We start from the raw sequence: 20,115 nt of genomic DNA, 5'->3' as shown, positions 1-20,115 counted from the left end.
TTTCCTGGCAACACAAAGGGTGGTACTGTCGAGGCATAAGCCCCGGTTCTGCCTCTGCACCGCATGCAGCCGGGGCATAGCCACGTCTGGACGCCGGGTCGCGTTCGTTCAGACCGCAGCGCGTCGACGTAGCTCACGTGCGGCCTGAGCGTGCGGCAATTCGTCGAGCAGTATCTCACTCCTTGGCCGCAGTGCTGCCCGTGCTGGCTGCGGCCCAGCTCTACGGCAACAGCCCTGACGGAGGCGCCCTCACTCCCCTCACGTCGCTGGGCAACTGGCGCGGCACGTGCCGCCCCTGCAGCCCTGCCCGTGGAAGTACACACCTCCGTGGACATCGCGCGCCTGGACCGCATCGCCGGAGGTACCCGACAGTTCTGAATGCGTGTTCCCGTCGCGTCCGTCACCACCGCCGTCCGGCCTCCTGCTCCACCCCACTGTCCATTTCTGTGGACGTGAATCTAGGAGAACTGTTGGTTGCGGGACGGAACGAGCGCCGCCCGGTTACGAGAAGAAAAGGCGGGTAGGCCTTCGCCGGCGGCGTAAAGTCCACGGATCACCGACCGGCATCGCTCCAAAACGGACGAATGCTCCCATGACAAGTGCTGGTGAACATTCGACAAAAGCGTAAAGGGCTGTAAAGAACTGTACGAGAGCGTGCTTGAACGTAATTCCAGTTCGCTAGATGTGTGTCGAATCAAGTGTGATGAAGCAGCGAAGTTCCTGCGGCTTGATGTTCGGCGCCTCCTGGCAGACGGTGCACCGCCGCGTCACCGAGTGGAGCGCCGCACGGGTGTGGGCCAAGCTGTACCGGATCCTGCTGGACGAGCGCGGCGCCCGAGGTGAGCTGGACTGGTCACGGTGCGCGATCGACTCCGTCAGTGTGCGCGCTATGAAAGGGGGGACCTGGCAGATCCGAATCCTGTCGATCGCGGCAAGAACGGGTGGAAGATCCACCTCATCACCGAGCGGAGTGGTCTGCCCATCTCTGTCGGGATCAGCGCCGCCAACGCCCACGAGAGCCTGGCGCTGGAGCCGTTGGTGCGCGGCATCCCGCCGATCCGCTCCCGCCGTGGGCCCCGCCGCCGGCGGCCCGCCAAAGTCCATGGCGACAAGGGCTACGACTACCAGCACCTGCGGGCCTTCCTGTGCGGCCGTGGCATCATCCCTCGTATCGCCCGCCGGGGCATCGAGTCCAGTCGGCGACTCGGGCGCCATCGCTGGGTAGTCGAGCGAACCGTCTCCTGGCTGGCCGGCTGCCGCCGCTTACACCGCCGCTACGAACGTCGAGCCGACCACTTCGGCTCCTTCGTCGCCATCGCCGCCGCCCTCATTTGCTACCGCGGACTGACCAAATGAGACGACCTCTTAAGAACAGCACCTTGCGATGCCGGCCTGCCCCTGATCGTCCGCGGACGATTCTGAGGTTCGACCCTGCTGGCCCTCGTGCTTGTAAGGGTGACGGGAAGCTTCTTGGCGAAGATGGGCGTCGCGTATCCCCGGAGCTCACAAGGCGGGGGATGCCGACCAGGCGAGGTTGCTTCAGCAACAGCAGCGAGTACGCCGACGCCCATCGAATGACAGAACGTAGGTGCTCGAGTGCGGCACCCCGCAGACGCTGCCTGCGCGGCCCCCGGTTTCGTCGCCCACCAAGGTCCGGTAGCCCCAGAAGATGTGCTCCGGCGAGGTCTGGTCGCTTGCCCGACGTACAGGCCCGCACTGCTCGACGAGCACACCGTCTAACGTTCCGCCGCTGCTTGTACGTCAACGTCCTTGTACGTGAACCGGGACTGCTTGGGGCCCCCAGTACTGTCACGTCCGTCGTGCGGCGCTGTCACTGCTCAGAAGCCGTAAGCCGCCAGAACACCGCCGGTGTAGGCGGCAATGGGTGCTGCTACGTGTTCGGCGTCGCGGTGGACGCCGCGCAGGGTGTTGGAGGCGAAGGAGCGCTGGAACTCCAGCCCGACGTAGCCGAGCCCGAGGTGGGTGGTGGACAGGCCGCCGACGTGCAGGGGCAGCCCTGTTTCGTCGAGGGCGCCGAGCGGGGCCAGGTAGTCCAGGTGCGGCAGGTAGCCGGTCGCGTAGATGACCGTGTCCGCGCTCTCGCGTTCGCCGTCGGCCCAGATGAGGTGGTCGCCGTCGAAGGCGGTGAACATGGGGCGGCGCTGCAGGCGGCCGTCGGCCAGGGCGGCGGCGTAGTCGCCGGTGTCCATGACCGGGGTGCCGGTGGCGACGCTGGCCAGCCAGGCGGGCGGGAGCTGGTCGAAGCCGGTGGTGGTGTGCCAGTAGTGCACGTCCTTGCCGCCGATGATCTGGGGAATGAGCTGCAGCGGCTGGCGTGAGGCGATCGTGACGTCGGCCACCGCCGCCAGTTCGTAGGCGACCTGAATGGCGGAGTTGCCGCCGCCGATCACCACGACGCGCTGCCCGGCGTAGTGCTTGGGGTTGCGGTAGTCGGCCACGTGCAGGGCTTGACCGGTGTAGCCGGCCTGACCAGGAAGGGTGGGAATGTAGGGGTTGCCGAAGGAGCCGCTGGCGGCGATCACGCCCATGGTGCGCAGGGTGTCCCCGGCGGCGGTGTGGATGAGGAAGCCGCCCGCGCCGTCGGCTTCCACCGCTGCGACGCGGGTGTCAGTGCGGATCTCGACGTTCAGGGCGGCGGCGTAGCGCTGGAGGTAGGCGACGACCTCGTCGCGGGTGGGGTAGTGGTCGCCGTCGCCGGGGAAGTCCTGGCCGGGCAGGGCGCTGTAGCGGGCGGGTGAGAACAGGGTGAGGCTGTCGTAGTAGCCGCTCCATGAGCCGGTGGGCGTGGGGCCGGCTTCGAGGATGACGGGGGTACGACCGGCGTCGCGCAGAGCGCGGGCGGCAGCGAGGCCAGATTGGCCGGCGCCGATGATGATGACGTCCATGCCGCCGGATCATATCCTCATATCCAGAAATGACAATACGGTAGAGTCGTGCCATGCAGACGGCAGGCAGTGGCATCCGGCTCACCGACGCGGCGCGAGGCTTCCTCAAGGCCCTGGCCAGCGACACCCGCCAGCAGATCCTGTTCCTGTTCGAGGGTGGGGTTGAGCTGACCGTGAGCCAGGTGGCCGAGCGCCTGTCGCTTGCCCAGTCGGCCACCTCCACGCACTTGGCGACACTGCGCGATGGCGGAGTGCTCACCTCGCGGCGCGAGTGGAAGACCGTCTACTACCGCGCCGACCCGGACGGTGTGCGGCGCGCACTGGCCGACCTGCAGGCCGCCTTGGCTGCGTGCTGCCCGCCGGGCGACGGGCCGTCTGCCGGCGGCTGTGGCTGACGGGGTGGAGATCGGCCTGTCCAGCGCAAATTAGGCACCCATCTAATGTGACATCTCTCTAATCAATGGTTCAGGCTCTGAGCTGTTTAGGTGAGTTTCTATTCAGAAGGTGTGCGATGCGCGCTCTGCTCACCCGCCTGCGCCCGCCCGCCGACGTCTCGGGCTTGACCTTCGACGAGGCGACCTCGGAGGTATGCGACCGCACCTGCCGCGCCGACGCCGCCATCGAACGCGCCCGCGCCTCCGCCCTGTCGTCCCTGTCCTTCCGCTAACCCGCACGCCACCTGGAGAGCCGTCATGAGTGACAGTTGCTGCGGCACCGTCGCCGTCGAGATCGACCAGTCCGCCACCCCTCAGCAGGCCGCCTCCGAGCCGACGAACGACCTGCCCGTCGTCGTGATCGGCGCCGGTCCGGTCGGGCTGGCCGCCGCCGCCCACCTGGCCGAGCGCGGCGTCGACTTCACGGTCCTGGAGGCCGGTGACCGCGTCGCCACCTCGGTGGCGCAGTGGGGACACGTACGGGTGTTCAGCCCGTACCGGTACAACATCGACGCCGCCGCCCGCCGCCTCCTGGAGGCCGACGGCTGGAGCGCCCCGGACGCCGACTGGCTGCCGACCGGCGCCGAGCTCATCGACGACTACCTCGCCCCGCTGGCCAAGCTCTTCGGCGACAAGGTGCGGCTCGGCGCGAAGGTGAGGGCGATCAGCCGCCTCGGCTACGACCGGGTCCGCACAGCCGGCCGCGACCAGGCCCCCTTCCTGATCCGCCTGGCCGACGGCACCGAACTGCAGGCCCGCGCGATCATCGACGCCTCCGGCACGTACACCAGCCCGAACGTGCTCGGCGCGAGCGGCCTGCCCGCCCACGGCGAGAACGAGGTGTTCGTCGACCACGCCCTGCCCGACGTGCTCGGCGCGGACCGCGACCGCTACGAGGGCAAGCGCGTGCTGGTCGTCGGCGCAGGCCACTCCGCCGCCACCACCCTGCTCGCCCTGGCCGAACTGGAGAACACCCCGATCACCTGGGCGATCCGCTCCGGCGACGCCACCCGCACCTACGGCGGCGGCGAGGCCGATGCCCTCCCGGCCCGCGGCGCGCTCGGCACCCGCCTGCGCGTCCACGTCGAATCGGGCCGCATCCAGCTGCTGACCGGCTTCTTCACCCACCGCGTCAACACCACCGACCAAGGCGTCGAGGTGATCAGCCGCACCCCGTCGGGCCACGAGCAGACCGTCACCGTGGACCGGATCGTGTCGGCCACCGGCTACCGCCCCGACCACTCCATCGCCTCCGAACTCCGGCTCGACCTCGACCCGGTGCTCGGCTCCACCCGCGCCCTGGCCCCGCTGATCGACCCCAACCGGCACTCCTGCGGCACCGTCCCGGCCCACGGCGTGGACGAACTCGCCCACCCCGAGCCCGGCTACTACGCGGTCGGCGTCAAGAGCTACGGCCGCGCCCCGACCTTCCTCATGGCCACCGGTTACGAGCAGGTCCGCTCCGTGGCCGCCGCGCTGGCCGGGGACTGGCAGGCGGCCCACGACGTCCAGCTCGACCTGCCCGAGACCGGCGTGTGCTCCTCCAACCTGGCCGAGGCCCAGGAGCAGCGGGTCGGACCGGCCACCGGCATCAGCGGCGGCCTGCCGGCGGCCCCGCTCCCGCTCACCACCGTCGGAGCTCCGGCCGAGTCCGGCGGCGGCTGCTGCGGCTGAAGGGAAGCACCTGATGTCCTACGGCTACCCCACCGCCGCCCAGAAGGAAGCGCTGCGCCTCATCTGCGAGGCCGGGCGGCGCACGGCTGATCAGGTGACCTGCTCGCCCGCGGTGTCGCCGGGCCCGGCCAGCCAGGGCATGCGGTGGACGAGGCTGTCGCGCAGCCGGGTGAGAGCGGCGATGCGCTCCTCCAGCTCAGCCACCCGCCGGGCGGCGACGGCGCTACTGGCGGCGCACGGCGGCGCGTGGCAGAACACCTCGGGCAGCTCAGCGTCGAGGTGGTCCAGGAACGACTTCACGTCTTCGACGGTGAACCCGCAGGCCAGCAGCACACGAATGTTGCGGACGCGGAGGGTCGCGGCGGGCTCGTACACGCGATACCCCGCGGCCGTACGGCCGGACTCCAGCAGGCCCTGCTCCTCGTAGTAGCGCAGGGCACGGGTCGTGGTCCCGGCCTCCGCGGCCAGTTCACCGATGAGCATCACAGGCACCTCCGAGTCCAACCGCACGGCTTCGCGTACACGTCAAGGTCAAGTCCCGAGCCGGACCACCGTCTTCCCGGTGTACGCGCCCTTCACGAGACCGAGGAGGGCCTGCGGCGCGTTCGCGAGCCCGTCGATCACCGTCTCGTCGTGGACGATGGCGCCTTCGCTCAGCCAGGTACGGAACTGCGTGTCGAACTCAGGAGCACGGTCAGGATGATCGCTCATGGTGAAGCCGCGCAGGGTGAGGCGCTTGCCGATCACGCCGAGCAGGTCGCCCGGCCCGTCGTCAGGGCGGCTCCCGCCCTGCCGGTCGAGGGCTCCGCACAGCGCGATGCGGCCATGCGGGTTCATGACCTCGATCGCGGCACGCAACTGTTCGCCGCCCACGTTGTCGAAGTAGACGTCGATGCCGTCGGGGGCGGCCTCGCGCAGTCTGTCCACGATCGGGCCGTCGTGATGGTCGAAGGCCGCGTCGAACCCGAGTCTGCCGGTCAGATGGGCGACCTTCCCGGGTGATCCGGCGCTGCCGATCACCCGGGACGCCCCCTTGAGCCGGGCGATCTGACCGGCCATGTTTCCAGTCGCTCCAGCCGCGCTGGAGACGAAGACGGTGTCGCCGGGCCGCAGCTCCGCGGCGTCCATGAGCCCGACATACGCGACCAGCCCGGAGCCGAGGTGGGTGGAAGGCGTCGAGTAGGCGTCGCGGTCGACGCGGCGGAACAGCCCGGCCCGCGCCACGGCGTACTCGCGCCAGCCGAACCGATGCAGCACGAGGTCGCCCGCGCCGAGCGAGGGGTCGGCGGAGGCCACCACTTCACCGATGGCGGCTCCGTACATGACCTCGCCGATCTCATAGCGGGGCATCGGCAGACCGGGCACCCCCGCGATCGACATGAGCATGGCGGGTTCGAGCGACATGAAGAGATTGCGGACCAGTACCTGGCCCACCGCGGGGTCGGGGACGGCGACCTCGGCGATCTCGAAGTCGCCGGGAGCGGGCAGGTCCGCCGGGCGTGCGACAAGCCTGACCTGCAGGCCGGTGCGGGAGGTCGTGCTTTTCGAAGGTGCGTCCATGCCGGCGACCGTAGGGGTTGACCCATGCGTGAAGGTCAAGCCGTTCGTCCGGTGACGACCCGAAGACATGCCAGAAACTCAGGCGGATCCCGGCCTCCACGGGGCGTAGCCGACTGCACGACCCCGAGACCACGTACCCGTACCAGCTCCCACCTCAGCCGGGCCGCCTGCCTGCGGGGCCTCTTAGGGTGTCGGTCATGACGACCGCGCCCGCCCGCTCCGCAGCGGGCATGACCGATCTCCACCTGGCCACCCGCAACGCCGCCGCCCTGTGGGAGGCGCTCGGGGAGACCCGCGGGCAGGAGGTGACCCGCCGTCCCGGCCTGCTCGGGGTCGGCGGGGGACGCAACGGGCTGCGCGTCATCCTGCTGTCGCCCGAGCCCGCCCCGGCCGACCTCGCCCTGGTGCCGGAACTGGTGCGGGCAGGGGGCCGGGTGACCGTCGAGGACCCGTTCAGCGCGCACGACTTCACCGAGCTGCGACTGACGCCGCGCACGCTCCCCGTCATGATCCGCCGCCCCGGCCCCGCACCCGCGCCGGTCCCCGCCGGGCTGGAGGTGACCAGGGTGACGACCGCCGCGCAACTGGAGACCGCGGCCCGCGTCGTCGTCGAGGGCTTCCCGCTGAGTCACTTCCAGCCGTACCGGCCGGGCGAGGTGTTCCCCACCGGCCTGCTGACCAGGCCGGGGACCGAGCTGTTCCTCGCCGTACGCGACGGTGTGACCGCCGGGGCGTGCGTGAGCGTCGTCCAGGACGAGGTGAGCGGGCTGTACTGGGTCACCACGCTCCCGGAGCACCGGTCGGCCGGGGTCGGGAGGGCGCTCATGCACGCGCTCCTCGCCCGGCGCGGGGACCGGCCCGTCACGCTGACGTCCTCGACGGCGGGCAAGCCCCTGTACGACTCGCTGGGCTTCGAGGTGATCGGCGACGCCACCTGGTGGTCCTGACCGGGTCAGCGGGCCGGGTCCATGGCCGTGCGGGCGCGTTCGCGGCACTCCTCCAGCGTCAGGCCCGCCAGGGCGTCCCGGACCAGGGGCACGCACACCGGCGCCATCGACAGGCTCGTCACCCCCAGCCCGACCAGCAGCGGAGCCACCAGCGGATCACCCGCCGCCTCCCCGCAGACCCCGACCGGCTTGCCCGCCTCCAGGCCCGCCCGCGCGCACATCTCCACCAGGGCCAGCAGGGCGGGCTGCGCCGGGTCGAGCAGGCCGGCCAGCCCGGGGTGCTGCCGGTCCGCCGCGAACGCGTACTGCGCGAGGTCGTTGGTGCCGACGCTCAGGAAGTCCACCTCCCGCAGGATCCAGGACGCCCGCAGGGCCGCCGCCGGGACCTCGACCATCACCCCCACCCGCGCGAACCCCCTGGCACGGGCCCGGCCGGCGAAAGCCGCGGCCTCTCCCGGGGTCGCCACCATGGGCGCCATGACGCTGACGTCCGCTCCGGCCCGGCGGGCGGCCTCCGCGATCGCGTCCAGTTGGGTGTCGAGGACGCCGGGCAGCAGCCGGTCCACGCGCAGCCCCCGGACGCCCAGGGCCGGGTTCGGCTCCTCCGGGAGGCGGAGGAACGGCAGCGGCTTGTCCGTGCCCGCGTCCAACGTGCGCACGACGACCGGCCCCGCCTCCCGGGGAATCTCGGCGAACACCTCGGCGTAGGCCGCCACCTGCTCCTCGTACGAGGGAGCCTCCGTCCGCCCCAGAAACAGAAACTCCGTACGGAACAACCCCACCCCTTCCACATCCCCCCAGATTCCGCGGCTGAGGCCGCGCTCCTCCCCAGCGGTCGGGGAGCTGTGGGCCGGGTCGGGATCCTTTCCTGCGGCTTGGGGGATGTGGACCGATCCGGGCTCCTCCCTGCTGCTCTGGGGGGTGGGGGCGGAGCGGGCCTCCTGGCGGGGGCCGGAGCCCTGGGCGGATTGGGCGTCCTGGCTGGTCCTGCGGGAGTCGTGGGTGGAGCAGACGTCCTGCCCCGGTCTCTGGAAGTCGTGGGCTGAGCCGATGTTGAGCAGCAGGGTGACCGGGTGGCCGTCACGGGTCCTGCCCCGGCCTCTGGCGGCGGCCAGGCGGGCGCGCCTGGCGCGCTCCTCCCGTACGATCCGGCCCGCGTCCTCCTCGGTCAGGCCGACGACCACCTCGCCGGTCGCGCCGTCCACGCCGATCACCGTGCCGTCCGCGAGCGCCGAGACGCCCGCGCAGGCCACGACGGCGGGCAGGCCGCGCCCGCGCGCCAGGATGGCCGTGTGGCTGGTCGGCCCGCCCCGCTCGGTGACCAGGGCCAGCACGTCGGGGCCCAGGCCCGCCGTGTCGGCGGGCGAGAGGTCCTCGGCCACCAGGACGAACGGATGCCCGGGCGCGGGGACCCCTGGCACGGGCAGCCCGAGCGCGAACGCCACCGCCCGATGCCTCAGGTCCTCCAGGTCGGCGGCGCGCTCGGCCAGGTAGCCGCCCAGCCCGGCCAGGGTGGCGGCGTGCGCGGAGAAGGCGGCGTCGAGCGCGTGGACGGCGTCCGAACCCTGGCGGACGTACCGCTCGGCGTCCTCCCGCAGCACCGGATCCCCGGCCATGACCGCCAACGCCTCCAGGACCTCGACCCCCTCCACGTCTCCACCATCGTGGTCGGCCGCCTTGTCGCTGGGGGTGGTGTTGCCGGGTGGCCGGTCGCTGTTCGTCGGGCCGTCGGCTGCCTCGCCGCCTGCCCTCTCCCGACCGCCTGCCTCTCCACCCGGGGCCGGGGTGCCGGGTGGCGGGTTCGGGTGGGGTGCGGCTCCTGGGCGGGTTCCTGGCGTGAGGGCGGCGGCGCGGTGGGTGAGGTCGGCCACCAGGGCGTCCAGCGCCTGGGCGATGGCGGCGAGTTCGGCGGGCTGGTCGGTCACGGGACGGGGCGGTGGGAGCACCGGCGGACCGGCCATGCGGATCACCGGCCCCGCGGCGCGTCCGTGGCTGACCCCGAGCCCGGTCAGCCGCCGCTCGCCTCCGCCCGCAGCCGCCGAGCCTCGGCCGGCTTCGGGCCCGGTGGACGGACCGGACGCGACGGGCTCACTCATCCACGGCTCCTTCCCGCCCAAGGCCCTCCTGCCCAAGGCCCTCCCAGAGGGTTCGGCGGGGGGTTGGACGGCGGCGGGACGGAAGGCCCGGACCGGAGGACGCGGGGCGGGGAGATGGGGACGTCCGGCCGGCGGATGCAGTGTGCGGTGAGGGGGAAGGCCGAGGGCGTCGAACCAGGCGTCCAGGTGGCGGGCGTGGCCGGCGAGGCGGACGCGCGGCGGGCGGGCCGGGAGCTGAGACGGAGCCGCCCGTGCCCGGGTGTTCTCGTCCCAGGGTGTCGCCGGTCGGATGGCGCCGTCGCCGTCGCCGCGGCCGGTGCTGTCGTGGTCGCCACCACCGTCGCTGTTCGTTGCGCCATCGCGAAGCCTCCTCCGGCTCGATCGGAACGTGACGGCCGCGCCCGCCTGGCGCCTCGCCGCCGCGGTGGCGCCCGCCCCGGGTGTCGCGGTGCGGTGGGGCCGGGCCGCAGCTCTTCGGCGCCGACGATCGTGAGGTCACGGTAATCCATGAGGGGCGGGTCGAGGCAGGGCCGCCGCGCGCCGGGCGTCCGAAGGGGCGGCCGCCGTGTGGGACGCGAAGGTGATTCGGAGGGGTTCGTCGGCTTTCGTGCTGATCGCCCCGATCTGGAATGGCCTGGCAGTCGAAGGGGGATCAAGGAGGAAGGGGGTGTCTGGTAGTTATAGGCGGGTGCGTACCAAGCTGCCGGCCGCCGTCGCAGTGGCCCTGCCTCTCGTCCTGGCCGGCCCTCCGGCGGCCGCCGCCGCGCCCCCGCAGGTGCCCGCGGGCACGACCGCCGCGTGGCTGGTGTTCGACAGGAAGGCCGGGACGTTCGTCGCCACCAGGAACGCGCACAGGAAGTTCCGCTCCGCCTCGATTGTGAAGATCCTCATCGCGATCGACTACCTGGAGCGCCGCGCGAGCGTGCCCGCGGCCGACGCGAGGCTCCTGGAGATCATGCTGCGCTCCAGCGACGACGACGCCGCCTCCACGTTCTGGGACCGCGGCGGCAAGGGCCAGATCGTCGTCCGCACCGCCCGCAGGCTCGGCCTGGCCGACACCACCCCGCCGCCCCCGTCGAAGCCCGGCTTCTGGGGGTACACCTCGCTCAGCGCGTACGACGTCGTGCGCACCTACCGGTACCTCCTGGACAGGGCCGACGCCAGGGTCAGGGACACGATCCTCGGCCACCTGCGCCACGCCACCCCGTGCGGCACCGACGGCTTCGACCAGACGTTCGGCATCCCGGACGCGCTGCCCAGGCCGTGGGCCGTCAAGCAGGGCTGGTCGGGCTTCGGCACGACCCCGCCGACGCGGTGCAGGACGGGAGGCGACGCCAGGGCGGTCGGGGCGCCCATCTCCTGGATCGCCCAGCGGGCGGCCGGCTCGGGCGTGCCCGACTACGGACGCCCGGTGCTGCACACGACGGGCCTGGCCGGCAAGGACGACAGGTACGTGATGGCCGTGCTCACCGCCCATCCGGCGGGCAGCACCTGGAGCGCCTCGGTGCGGCGCATCACCACGCTCACCGCCCGGCTGCACCGCTCGCTGCCGGTCTGACCCGCCGCCCCCGCCGCCGGGAGGGGGTCAGGGGCGGGCGGCCTGGCGCTGCTGCTCCAGGCGCACCTTCTTGGGCACGCACATGCGCCACGCCTCCAGGACGAGTTCGCGCATCTCGGCCTCGTCGACGGCGGACGTCCTGACCTCCACCCAGTGGTAGCGCAGGTCGGACTCGCGAGGCATGAGGAACTTCTCCGGCTCGGCCGCCACCAGGGCCGCGCGTTCCTCCTTGGGGAACCCGAAGCCCATCACCGTCTCGTCGCGCGAGAACGCGACGTACACGATGCGGCCCACCCGGAACTTCACCCGGTCTCTGATCAGGTGCTCGGAGGTGCGCGGCAGCGTCAGCGCGAACCGCCGGACGTCGTCGACTGTGATCACGCCGCCACGCTAACGCCCGGGTACGACAAGGTCAGCGGTTGCCCTCGGCCGCGGAGATGTCGGCGAGGGCCGATCCGGGGTCGCGCTCGATCGCGAGGTCGCCGAGGCTCACGATGCCGACGGTGCGGCCGTCCTCCAGCACGGGCAGGCGACGCACGGCGTGCGAGCGCATGAGCCGTACGGCCTGCTCGATGCTGGTGTCCGGGCAGACCGCCTCCACGTACGCGCTGCACGCCTCGCGCACCGGCGTGTCGGGGCCGCGCCCGTCGGCGATGACGCGGACGGCGATGTCGCGGTCGGTGAGGATGCCCATCATCCTGCCGCCCTCGTTGACGATCACGGCGCCGGTGTCCTTGTCGCGCATCAGCGCGGCCGCCGCCGAGACCGGCTGGTCGCACTCGACCGTCGCGGGCTGCCGCGTCATCACGTCTGCCACGGTCCTTGCCATGGAAGCCTCCTGCTGGTTCGGTCCGGCCGACCCACTACCCGGGGGCGGCGGCCGCTCACTCGTCACAGGTCCTTGGCGGCCAGGCGGAGCTCGTCCAGGAGGACGGTGAGGTCGTCCTCGGTGGTGCCGGGGTGGAGGAAGCAGGCGCGCAGGGCGTCGCGGCCGCCGAGCCTGGTGCCGGTGAGGAAGGCGTTGCCGCGGCGCTGCAGGGCGGCGGGCAGGGCGCGGTTGAGCGCGTCGAGGCCGTCCTCGCGGGGCGTGTGGCGGAACGCGGTGATCGACGTCTCGACCGGAGCGAGCAGCTCGAAGTCGGGGGCCTGCTCCACCATGGCGGCCAGCGTGCGGGCCAGGCCGGAGGTGTGCTCGACCAGGCGGGTGACGCCCTGCCTGCCCAGGTGCGACAGGGTGGCCCAGGTCTTCAGCGCGCGGAACGGCCGGGTCTGCTCGGGGCCGTACTCGGAGAACCAGCCGAGGTCGTCGGCGTGGTCGTCCACGAGGTAGGCGGGCACGAGGCTGAAGGCGGCGCGGGCCGCGGCCGGGTCGCGCAGCAGCGCGCACCCGCAGCCCACCGGCACGCCGAGCCACTTGTGCGGGTCGAGCGCCAGGGAGTCGGCCCGCTCCATGCCGGCGTAGCGGGGCGCGGCGCCGGAGGCGAGGACGCCGAGCGCGCCGTACGCGCCGTCGACGTGGAACCAGAGGCCGTGCTCGGCGGCGACGTCGGCCACGGCGTCGAGCGGGTCCACCGCGCCGGAGTTGACCGTTCCCGCGCTGGCGGCGACGCAGAACGGCCGCAGGCCGGCCGCGCGGTCCTCGGCGACCATGGCGCGCAGCGCGGCGACGTCCATGCGGTGGCGCGCGTCGACGGGCACGACGCGGACGTGGCGCGCGCCGACGCCGAGGAGCTGCGCGGCCTTGTGCAGGCAGCTGTGCCCTTCGGCGGAGACGTACGCGACCATGGGCGGGCGTCCGGACAGGCCGTCCTCGCGGGCGTCCCAGCCGTCGGCGCGGGCGGCGCGCTGGCGGGCGGCGGCCAGGCACACGATGGTCGCCATGGACGCCCCGCTGGTCAGGAGCCCGCCGCCGGGCGGGTGCGGGAAGCCGACGAGGTCGGCCAGCCAGCGGACGACGGTGCGCTCCAGCAGCGGCCCGGCGTGGTCGCCGCCCGCGCAGCTCGGGTTGAGCGCGGCGGCCAGCGGTTCGACCAGCACCCCGGCGGGGGAGGGCGAGGAGTTCACCCAGCCGAAGAAGCGCGGGTGCCCGTTGCCCATGGGGTTCGGCAGGATGCGGGTGGCGGCGTCCTCCAGCAGGTCCTCCAGGGGGCGGCCGGTCTCCGGCAGTTCCTGCCCGGACAGCCAGGCGCGGTCGGCGTCGGGCACGGGCCGCCAGACGGGCCCGTCGGCGACGCCGGCGAGGTGCCCGGCGGCGAGGGCGGCCGCCCGCGCTCCTGCAGTGCTCAGCTCATCCATGGGAGGTCTCCTTCGTGGGTTCGCGGTGCTGTCCGCCCAGCTCCATGGCCAGGTAGAACACGCAGGGCGCGGCGTCGCCGGCGGCGAAGGCGTGGCGGAGGTCGCCCGGGTAGTACGCCGAGTCGCCGGCGTCCAGCTCGTACGGGGCGCCGTCGATGGTCAGGAGCAGGCGTCCGGTCTCGACGGCGACGTACTCGCGGGAGCCGGGGGCGTGCGGCGCGAACTCGCCGGCGTCGACGCCGGGGCCGAGCGTGGTCCGCATGAACTCGAACTCCACGTCGGCCAGCACGGGCGACAGCACGCGCCGTTCCCACCCTGACGGGTCGCGCAGCACCCGCTGCCCGGCCCGGCGCAGGACGCGGGGGACGCCGCGCGAGGGCTCGTCGAGCAGCCGGGCGATGGACGTGCCGAGCGCGGTGGCGAGCCGGTCGAGCACCAGCACGGTCGGCGTCTTCGCGCCGCGTTCGACGTCGGACACCATGCTGCGGCTGATGCCGCTCAGCTCGGCCAGCCGCTCGATGGACAGGCCGCGCGCCCTGCGTTCGGCCTTGACCCGCCGCCCCAGCTCGCCCATGGACAGGCCGCTGGACAGCACCCCTTCGCTCGCCATTCCTCCACTATAGCGGTGATACGTCCTCTTTAGTGGATCTGCTCGCCTCGTACGCCGCCAGGACCTGCTTGCGGCGCTTGGCGGGGAGCCGGTCGATGTACAGGTAGCCGTCGAGGTGGTCGGTCTCGTGCTGCAGGCAGCGGGCCAGCAGCCCGGTGCCCTCGACCGTGACCGGCTCGCCCGCGGCGTCGAAGCCGCGCACGGCCGCCCGGTCGGGGCGGGGGAGCGGCGCGTACTGGCCGGGGACCGACAGGCAGCCCTCGTCGCCCGGGTCGAGCCGGCGCTCGCTCAGGCCGGGCAGCTCCAGCACCGGGTTCACGACGACGCCCTTGTGGTGCTCGCCGGCGTCGTCGGGGCAGTCGTAGACGAACACCCGCAGCGCCACCCCGATCTGGTTGGCGGCCAGGCCCACGCCGTCGGCCGCGTACATGCTCGCGAACATGTCCTCGACCAGCGCCGCGAGTTCCTCGTCGAACCGGGTCACCGGCTCGCAGGGGTGATGCAGCACCGGATCACCGACGTGCACGATCGGCCGGACCTCTCCCACGACCAACGCCTTTCCGCAGATGCCAACGTGTCGCGACAAAGTGTACGAGCGCCGCGTCGATGCGCCTTGTCGTCTCACTATACAAGACGCATTCTTCTGAATAGTGAGACAGGCGCTACGGTTGACGGCATCCGACGTGATCGAGACGAAGGGCCTTCCCATGGACGCGGTCTACACCCACGGCCACCACGAGTCCGTGCTGCGCTCCCACCGGTGGCGCACCGCCGAGAACTCGGCCGCCTACCTGCTGCCCCACCTCAAGCCCCACATGACGGTCCTGGACGTCGGCAGCGGCCCCGGCACGATCACCGCCGACCTGGCGGGCAGGGTGGCGCGCGTCACGGCGTCGGAGGTCACCGAGGAGGCGCTGGGGCTGGCCAGGGCCGAGGTCGCCGCCCGCGGGCTGGGCAACGTCGAGTTCGCCGTCGCCGACGTCCACGCGCTGGATTTCCCCGACGACACGTTCTGCGTCACGCACGCCCACCAGGTGCTCCAGCACGTCGGCGACCCCGTGCGGGCGCTGCGCGAGATGCGCCGCGTCACCAGGCCCGGCGGGTACGTCGCCGCCCGCGACAGCGACTACGGCGCCTTCGCCTGGTACCCGCTGCTCCCCGCGCTGGACGAGTGGATGGCGCTGTACCAGAAGGTGGCGCGCGGCAACGGCGGCGAGCCCGACGCCGGGCGGCGGCTGCTGTCGTGGGCCCGCGCGGCGGGCTTCGAGGACGTCACGGCGACGTCGTCCACCTGGTGCTTCTCCACGCCGGGCGACCGGGCGTGGTGGGGCGGCATGTGGGCCGACAGGGTGCTGCACTCGGCCATGGCGGAGCAGGCCCTCGCCACCGGCGCGGCGACGCGGGACGACCTGCGGCGCATGTCCGACGGCTGGCGCGAGTGGGCGGACACGCCCGACGCCTGGCTGTCGGTGCTCCACGGCGAGATCGTCGCCCGCGCCTGACCGGCCCGCCCCGCGTCATGGACGCCGGGGCCGGGTCAGAGACCGAGCGTGCGGGCGCGCTGCCAGCGCGGGTCGCGGTAGAGGACGAGGTCGGTGCCGAGCAGCTCGTCGGGCGCGGACAGCATGGTGATCTCGCCCATGGCCTGCAGCTCCAGCAGCAGGTCGCGCACCCGGGGCCCGACCGGCAGGCGGCCGGGCGGCAGGTCGAGCCCGGCCCGCACGGTGTCGGCGATCTCCGACAGGTGGAACGGCCCGTCGAACCCCGACACGATCGCGCGCACCATGCTCAACGTGATGCGGTGCTCGGCCTCGGCGTGGGCGAGCTGCCAGGTGATCTGCTCCTTGCGCCGCCCGCTGCCGACGCACGCCGTGCAGGGACGGTTCAGCCCCGGCACCACCTGCTCCTCGCCCGAGCCGAGGCACACCGTGCACAGGCCGTTCTCGGTGGCGTGCAGCTCGGCGGCCATCCGCCCGGCCAGGACGGAGCCGCACGCGCAGGCGAACCCGTCGCCGAGGATGCCCGCCCTGGGGACGATCGTGTGCTCGTTCACCGTGCCGACTCTACCGGCGGGGGAAATCAGGCGCGCAGGTCGGCGAGGCCGCGCAGGCGGCGCAGGGCCTTGCGGGCGGCGGCCGACACCCGCTCGTCCGGGTGGTGGTCGATGAACACCCGCAGCACCCGCTCGGTCTGCGGGTGGTCGCCGAAGGCGAGGACGGCGACGGTGCCGGCCTGCTCGGCGGGGTCCATGCCCATCGAGATCGACTCGACGACCTCGCCCGTCTCGCCGCCGAACTCCAGCAGCGCCGCCGCCATGTCCACCAGCACCCAGGCGATCTCGTCGGGCGCGGGTGGGCGGTCCTCCCTGCCGAGCCTGGCGGCGATCACGGCGCCGAGGCGGAACTCCTCCAGCAGCCTGTCGAGCTCCCTGGCGCCCTCCGCGCCGAACTCGGTGGCCAGCAGCTCCACGCCGACGGCCCTGGCCAGCGGGCTGGCCCCGGCCAGGGCCGCCGCGAGGTCGGCGACCGCGCCGTCCCTGTCCCTGCCCGCGAGCCAGCCGGCCAGCTCCTCGCCGCGCTCGGGCTCCGGGTAGGCGCGCAGCCCGTGCAGCAGCCCGGCCGCGTCGCTGTCGGCGAGCGAGCCCATGACGGGGATCTCCTGCCCGGTGGTCTCGGCCACGATCCCGCGGGCCACCCACAGGCCGAGCCACGTCAGTGTGACGGGCTCCTCCCGGCGCACCAGGCCGAGGCCGGTCAGCGGCGCGGGCACGTCGCCGGTGACCGGCTCGCGCGACAGGAACATCCGGATGAAGCGCAGCAGCAGGACCTCGTCACCGGCCAGCCGCTCGCGGCAGGCGTCCGCCCAGAAGGCCAGCACCTCGGCGTCGCCGCCCTCGGGTCTCAGCTCGGCGGCGAGCGGGGCGGCGCGCACCGCCGCCGCGAGCGTGGCCTCGGCGGGCAGGCGGATGGGGGGCTGCAGCGGCAGGGTGTCGTCGTTGGACCTCACAGAGCCATCCTGTCGCGATATTTCACGCTAGAGTGCCGCTGGCACCGAAAAGTCGGAAGAAAGGAGGCGCTGAGGTGATCTGTGTTGGTTGGGCGCCGATCGTGCCCGTTTCCCGCTCTTCGGAGGAACCGTGCTTTTCCGCTCCACGGTCGAGGCCGACCTCGACCGCCTGCTCCGCTGCGTCGTGGACGAGCCCGTCAGCTCGGCCCACCCCGGCCGCCTGCTCGACCATCTGAGGTCCGGCGACTACCGCCACGACCGCGTCTGGATCGCCGAGCAGGACGGCGAGATCCTGGCCCGCGCCGTCTGGTGGGGCTTCCCCGGTGGTGACAGGCCGCTCGCCCTCGACTGCGTCTACGTCCACCCGTCCGTCCGTGACCGGGTGGGCCTGGCCGCCGACCTGCTGCGGCACGCCCACGACGCGTACGGCGCGCGGCCCGACTACCACCTGTTCCTCGCGCCCGGCTGGCGCGACGACGAGGAGGCCGCCGCGGCGGTCGCCTGGCGGCAGGAGGCCGCCGCCCGCGCCGGGCTGACCGACGCGCTCGAACGCCACCGCTACGAGTGGACGCCCGGCGCGCCGGTGCCCGCCCCCTCGCGCAGGCTCGTCTTCCGGCCCGAGGACGACGACGAGGCGTTCGTCCGCGCGTTCATGCGGGTGGCCGAGGGCTCGCTCGACGACCACACCAGGCGCGCGGCGGCCGTCATGGGCGCCGAGGCGCAGGCGCGCGAGGACGTCTCCGACTACCGCTCCATGCCCGGCGACCGGTCGATGTGGCGGCTGGCGTACACGGAGGACGGCGACCTCGTGGGGGTCGCCCTGCCGTCCGCGAACGGCGGCGGTCCCGTCGTCGGCTACCTCGGCGTCGTGCCGGAGCACCGCGGCCACGGCTACGTGGACGACCTGCTCGGCGAGATCACCCGCCGGCACGCCGAGCGCGGGGCCGAGCGGATCGTCGCCGACACCGACACCGGCAACGTCCCCATGGCGAGGGCCTTCGAGCGCGCCGGCTACCGCGCCTTCGCCGTCAGGCTCGTCATCTCCCCGTCCGCGTCCTGACCCGCACGCGGGAACGCCGGGGTCCCGGCGTTCCCGCCCGTCACCCTTGCGTTCATGGGGGACGGCTGATCTGATCGACGGGTGGCCGGTTATGACGAGGTGTACCAGAGGAGCATCCGCCAGCCCGAGGAGTTCTGGGCGCAGGCGGCGCGGGCCGTCGAGTGGGACGTCCCGCCCCCGCGCGCGATGTCCGAGCACGGCTGGTTCGCCGGCGGGCGGCTCAACACCTGTCACAACGCCGTCGACAGGCACGTCCACGCGGGACGCGGCGACCAGGCCGCCCTGGTGTACGACAGCCCGGTCACCGGCACGGTGCGCACGCTGACGTACGCGGACCTGCTCGACCGGGTGGCGCGCACGGCGGGTCTGCTGCGCGACCTCGGCGTCGGCGCGGGCGACACCGTGGTGATCTACATGCCGATGGTGCCGGAGGCGGTGGTCGCGATGCTGGCCTGCGCCCGGCTGGGCGCGGTGCACTCGGTGGTGTTCGGCGGGTTCGCGGCGGCGGAGCTGGCCGTGCGCATCGACCACGCGAGGCCCAAGGTGGTGCTGTCGGCGTCCTGCGGCATCGAGCCGTCGCGGCTGGTGGCGTACAAGCCGCTGCTGGACGAGGCGCTGGAGCGGGCGTCGCACCGGCCGTCGGCCTGCGTGATCCTGCAGCGCCCGCAGCGCCCGGCCGAGCTCACGCCGGGCCGCGACCTCGACTGGGACGACGCGGTGCGCGGCGCGGCCCCGGCGGCCTGTGTGAGCGTCGCCGCCACCGACCCGCTGTACGTCCTCTACACCTCCGGCACCACGGGCGCGCCGAAGGGCGTGGTGCGCGACAACGGCGGCCACGCGGTGGCGCTGCGCTGGAGCATGGAGAACGTCTACGGCGCCGCGCCCGGCGAGGTGTTCTGGGCGGCCTCCGACGTCGGCTGGGTCGTCGGCCACTCCTACATCGTGTACGGGCCGCTGCTGGCCGGCTGCACGACCGTCCTGTACGAGGGCAAGCCGGTGGGCACGCCCGACCCGGGGGCGTTCTGGCGGGTGGTGGCCCAGCACGGCGTCAGGACGCTGTTCACCGCGCCGACCGCGATCCGCGCCATCAAGAAAGAGGACCCTTCCGGAAGCTACGCGAAAAAGTACGATCTGTCGGGCCTGCGGTACCTCTTCCTGGCCGGCGAACGGCTCGACCCCGACACCTACCACTGGGCGTCCGACCTGCTCGGCATCCCCGTCATCGACCACTGGTGGCAGACCGAGACCGGCTGGCCCGTCGCCGCCAACTGCGTCGGCATCGAGCCCCTGCCCGTCAAGCCCGGCTCGCCCACCAAGCCCGTGCCCGGCTACGACGTGCGCGTCCTCGACACCAACGGCGACGAGGTGCCGCCCGGCGTCGAGGGCGCCGTGACCGTCAGGCTGCCGCTGCCCCCGGGAACGCTGCCCACGCTCTACCGCGACCACGACCGCTTCGTCTCGGCGTACCTGTCGCGCTACCCCGGCCACTACCTCACCGGCGACGGCGGCTACCTCGACGCCGACGGCTACCTGTTCGTCATGGGCCGCACCGACGACGTGATCAACGTGGCCGGTCACCGCCTGTCCACCGGGGCCGTCGAGGAGGTGCTCGCCTCCCACCCCGACGTCGCCGAGTGCGCCGTCATCGGCGTCGCCGACGAGTTGAAGGGCCAGCTCCCCATGGGGTTCGTGGTGCTCAAGGCGGGCTGCGGGCGCGACCCCGCCGAGGTGGAGCGCGAGCTGGCCGCCCTGGTGCGCGAGCGCATCGGGCCGGTCGCTGCCTTCCGCAGGTCGGTCGTCGTGCCGCGGCTGCCCAAGACCCGCTCGGGCAAGATCCTGCGCGGGACGATGCGCGACATCGCCGCGGGCCGTCCCTACACCGCCCCGTCCACCATCGAGGACCCCGCGGCGCTGGCCGAGATAGCCGAGACCATCAGGGAGACCTGACCCCACGGACGCCCATGACCCC

At 72.9% G+C, this 20,115-nt stretch carries 19 protein-coding genes and 1 pseudogene; 9 read left to right on the top strand and 11 right to left on the bottom strand.

Annotated features, from left to right (window positions below; all coding sequences use genetic code 11):
* Positions 1-733: 733 nt before the first annotated feature.
* Positions 734-1,356: pseudogene (locus tag BMX74_RS17165) on the top strand (IS5 family transposase); the annotation flags it as partial.
* 482 nt (positions 1,357-1,838) lie between these two features.
* Here the strand turns inward: BMX74_RS17165 and BMX74_RS17160 are convergent.
* Positions 1,839-2,906: a flavin-containing monooxygenase gene (locus BMX74_RS17160; RefSeq protein WP_091101385.1), complete on the bottom strand. Its 1,068-nt coding sequence runs from the start codon at positions 2,904-2,906 to the stop codon at positions 1,839-1,841.
* Positions 2,907-2,959: 53 nt separating this feature from the next.
* Here BMX74_RS17160 and BMX74_RS17155 point away from each other — a divergent pair, with 53 nt between their 5' ends.
* The 3 genes from BMX74_RS17155 (at position 2,960) to BMX74_RS17150 (ending at position 5,014) form a co-directional block, all read left to right on the top strand.
* Positions 2,960-3,301, top strand: coding sequence for an ArsR/SmtB family transcription factor (locus BMX74_RS17155; RefSeq protein ID WP_055502552.1), 342 nt, complete (start codon positions 2,960-2,962; stop codon positions 3,299-3,301).
* A 116-nt stretch (positions 3,302-3,417) separates the two neighbouring features.
* Positions 3,418-3,573 carry a hypothetical protein gene (locus BMX74_RS44110; protein ID WP_177227377.1) on the top strand — a complete coding sequence of 52 codons (156 nt, stop codon included), beginning with the start codon at positions 3,418-3,420 and terminating at the stop codon, positions 3,571-3,573.
* A gap of 25 nt (positions 3,574-3,598) precedes the next feature.
* Positions 3,599-5,014 carry an FAD-dependent oxidoreductase gene (locus BMX74_RS17150; protein ID WP_091101382.1) on the top strand — a complete coding sequence of 472 codons (1,416 nt, stop codon included), beginning with the start codon at positions 3,599-3,601 and terminating at the stop codon, positions 5,012-5,014.
* Between the two features lie 90 nt (positions 5,015-5,104).
* Here the strand turns inward: BMX74_RS17150 and BMX74_RS17145 are convergent, their stop codons facing one another.
* Both BMX74_RS17145 and BMX74_RS17140 read right to left on the bottom strand, forming a co-directional pair.
* Positions 5,105-5,497, bottom strand: coding sequence for a MerR family transcriptional regulator (locus tag BMX74_RS17145; protein WP_091101627.1), 393 nt, complete (start codon positions 5,495-5,497; stop codon positions 5,105-5,107).
* A 48-nt stretch (positions 5,498-5,545) separates the two neighbouring features.
* Positions 5,546-6,574, bottom strand: coding sequence for an NADP-dependent oxidoreductase (locus BMX74_RS17140; protein WP_091101380.1), 1,029 nt, complete (start codon positions 6,572-6,574; stop codon positions 5,546-5,548).
* A gap of 197 nt (positions 6,575-6,771) precedes the next feature.
* Between BMX74_RS17140 and BMX74_RS17135 the strand changes: the two genes are divergently transcribed.
* The gene (locus BMX74_RS17135) at positions 6,772-7,521 is read left to right on the top strand and encodes a GNAT family N-acetyltransferase (RefSeq protein ID WP_218153977.1); all 750 of its coding nucleotides are present in this window, start codon (positions 6,772-6,774) and stop codon (positions 7,519-7,521) included.
* 5 nt (positions 7,522-7,526) lie between these two features.
* On the opposite strand, the gene BMX74_RS45685 is transcribed toward BMX74_RS17135, so the two are convergent.
* Positions 7,527-9,617, bottom strand: a complete 2,091-nt coding sequence (locus tag BMX74_RS45685; RefSeq protein WP_256256993.1) for a putative PEP-binding protein — start codon at positions 9,615-9,617, stop codon at positions 7,527-7,529.
* 667 nt (positions 9,618-10,284) lie between these two features.
* On the opposite strand from BMX74_RS45685, the gene BMX74_RS17120 reads away from it, so the two are divergent.
* Positions 10,285-11,175 carry a D-alanyl-D-alanine carboxypeptidase family protein gene (locus BMX74_RS17120; protein WP_091101376.1) on the top strand — a complete coding sequence of 297 codons (891 nt, stop codon included), beginning with the start codon at positions 10,285-10,287 and terminating at the stop codon, positions 11,173-11,175.
* Positions 11,176-11,202: 27 nt separating this feature from the next.
* Here BMX74_RS17120 and BMX74_RS17115 read toward each other — a convergent pair whose 3' ends face one another.
* From BMX74_RS17115 to def, 5 genes are all read right to left on the bottom strand, one after another.
* Positions 11,203-11,556 (bottom strand): MmcQ/YjbR family DNA-binding protein, encoded by a 354-nt coding sequence (locus BMX74_RS17115; protein ID WP_055502547.1) that lies wholly within the window; start codon positions 11,554-11,556, stop codon positions 11,203-11,205.
* Positions 11,557-11,587: 31 nt separating this feature from the next.
* Positions 11,588-12,004, bottom strand: a complete 417-nt coding sequence (locus BMX74_RS17110) for a CBS domain-containing protein (protein WP_055502546.1) — start codon at positions 12,002-12,004, stop codon at positions 11,588-11,590.
* A gap of 62 nt (positions 12,005-12,066) precedes the next feature.
* Positions 12,067-13,470 (bottom strand): pyridoxal phosphate-dependent decarboxylase family protein, encoded by a 1,404-nt coding sequence (locus tag BMX74_RS17105; protein ID WP_091101374.1) that lies wholly within the window; start codon positions 13,468-13,470, stop codon positions 12,067-12,069.
* Positions 13,463-14,080, bottom strand: coding sequence for a helix-turn-helix domain-containing protein (locus BMX74_RS17100; RefSeq protein WP_236714640.1), 618 nt, complete (start codon positions 14,078-14,080; stop codon positions 13,463-13,465). The genes BMX74_RS17105 and BMX74_RS17100 overlap by 8 nt, the downstream gene beginning before the upstream one ends.
* Before the next feature lie 7 nt (positions 14,081-14,087).
* Positions 14,088-14,627: a peptide deformylase gene (gene def, locus BMX74_RS17095; protein ID WP_055503933.1), complete on the bottom strand. Its 540-nt coding sequence runs from the start codon at positions 14,625-14,627 to the stop codon at positions 14,088-14,090.
* A gap of 160 nt (positions 14,628-14,787) precedes the next feature.
* Between def and BMX74_RS17090 the strand changes: the two genes are divergently transcribed.
* Positions 14,788-15,582: a class I SAM-dependent methyltransferase gene (locus BMX74_RS17090; protein WP_055503932.1), complete on the top strand. Its 795-nt coding sequence runs from the start codon at positions 14,788-14,790 to the stop codon at positions 15,580-15,582.
* Positions 15,583-15,617: 35 nt separating this feature from the next.
* Here the strand turns inward: BMX74_RS17090 and BMX74_RS17085 are convergent, their stop codons facing one another.
* Both BMX74_RS17085 and BMX74_RS17080 read right to left on the bottom strand, forming a co-directional pair.
* The gene (locus BMX74_RS17085; protein ID WP_091101369.1) at positions 15,618-16,133 is read right to left on the bottom strand and encodes a hypothetical protein; all 516 of its coding nucleotides are present in this window, start codon (positions 16,131-16,133) and stop codon (positions 15,618-15,620) included.
* A 26-nt stretch (positions 16,134-16,159) separates the two neighbouring features.
* A complete protein-coding gene (locus BMX74_RS17080) occupies positions 16,160-17,086 on the bottom strand; it encodes a hypothetical protein (protein WP_091101367.1) in 927 nt (308 codons plus the stop codon).
* A 130-nt stretch (positions 17,087-17,216) separates the two neighbouring features.
* Between BMX74_RS17080 and BMX74_RS17075 the strand changes: the two genes are divergently transcribed.
* Both BMX74_RS17075 and BMX74_RS17070 read left to right on the top strand, forming a co-directional pair.
* Positions 17,217-18,146 (top strand): GNAT family N-acetyltransferase, encoded by a 930-nt coding sequence (locus tag BMX74_RS17075; protein WP_055503931.1) that lies wholly within the window; start codon positions 17,217-17,219, stop codon positions 18,144-18,146.
* An 81-nt stretch (positions 18,147-18,227) separates the two neighbouring features.
* Positions 18,228-20,093 (top strand): propionyl-CoA synthetase, encoded by a 1,866-nt coding sequence (locus BMX74_RS17070; protein ID WP_055502542.1) that lies wholly within the window; start codon positions 18,228-18,230, stop codon positions 20,091-20,093.
* Positions 20,094-20,115: the final 22 nt, after the last annotated feature.

Origin of the sequence: Nonomuraea pusilla, from assembly GCF_900109355.1 — a bacterium.
GTDB classification, from domain to species: Bacteria; Actinomycetota; Actinomycetes; order Streptosporangiales; family Streptosporangiaceae; genus Nonomuraea; species Nonomuraea pusilla.
This window is presented reverse-complemented; position numbering and strand designations above follow the sequence as displayed.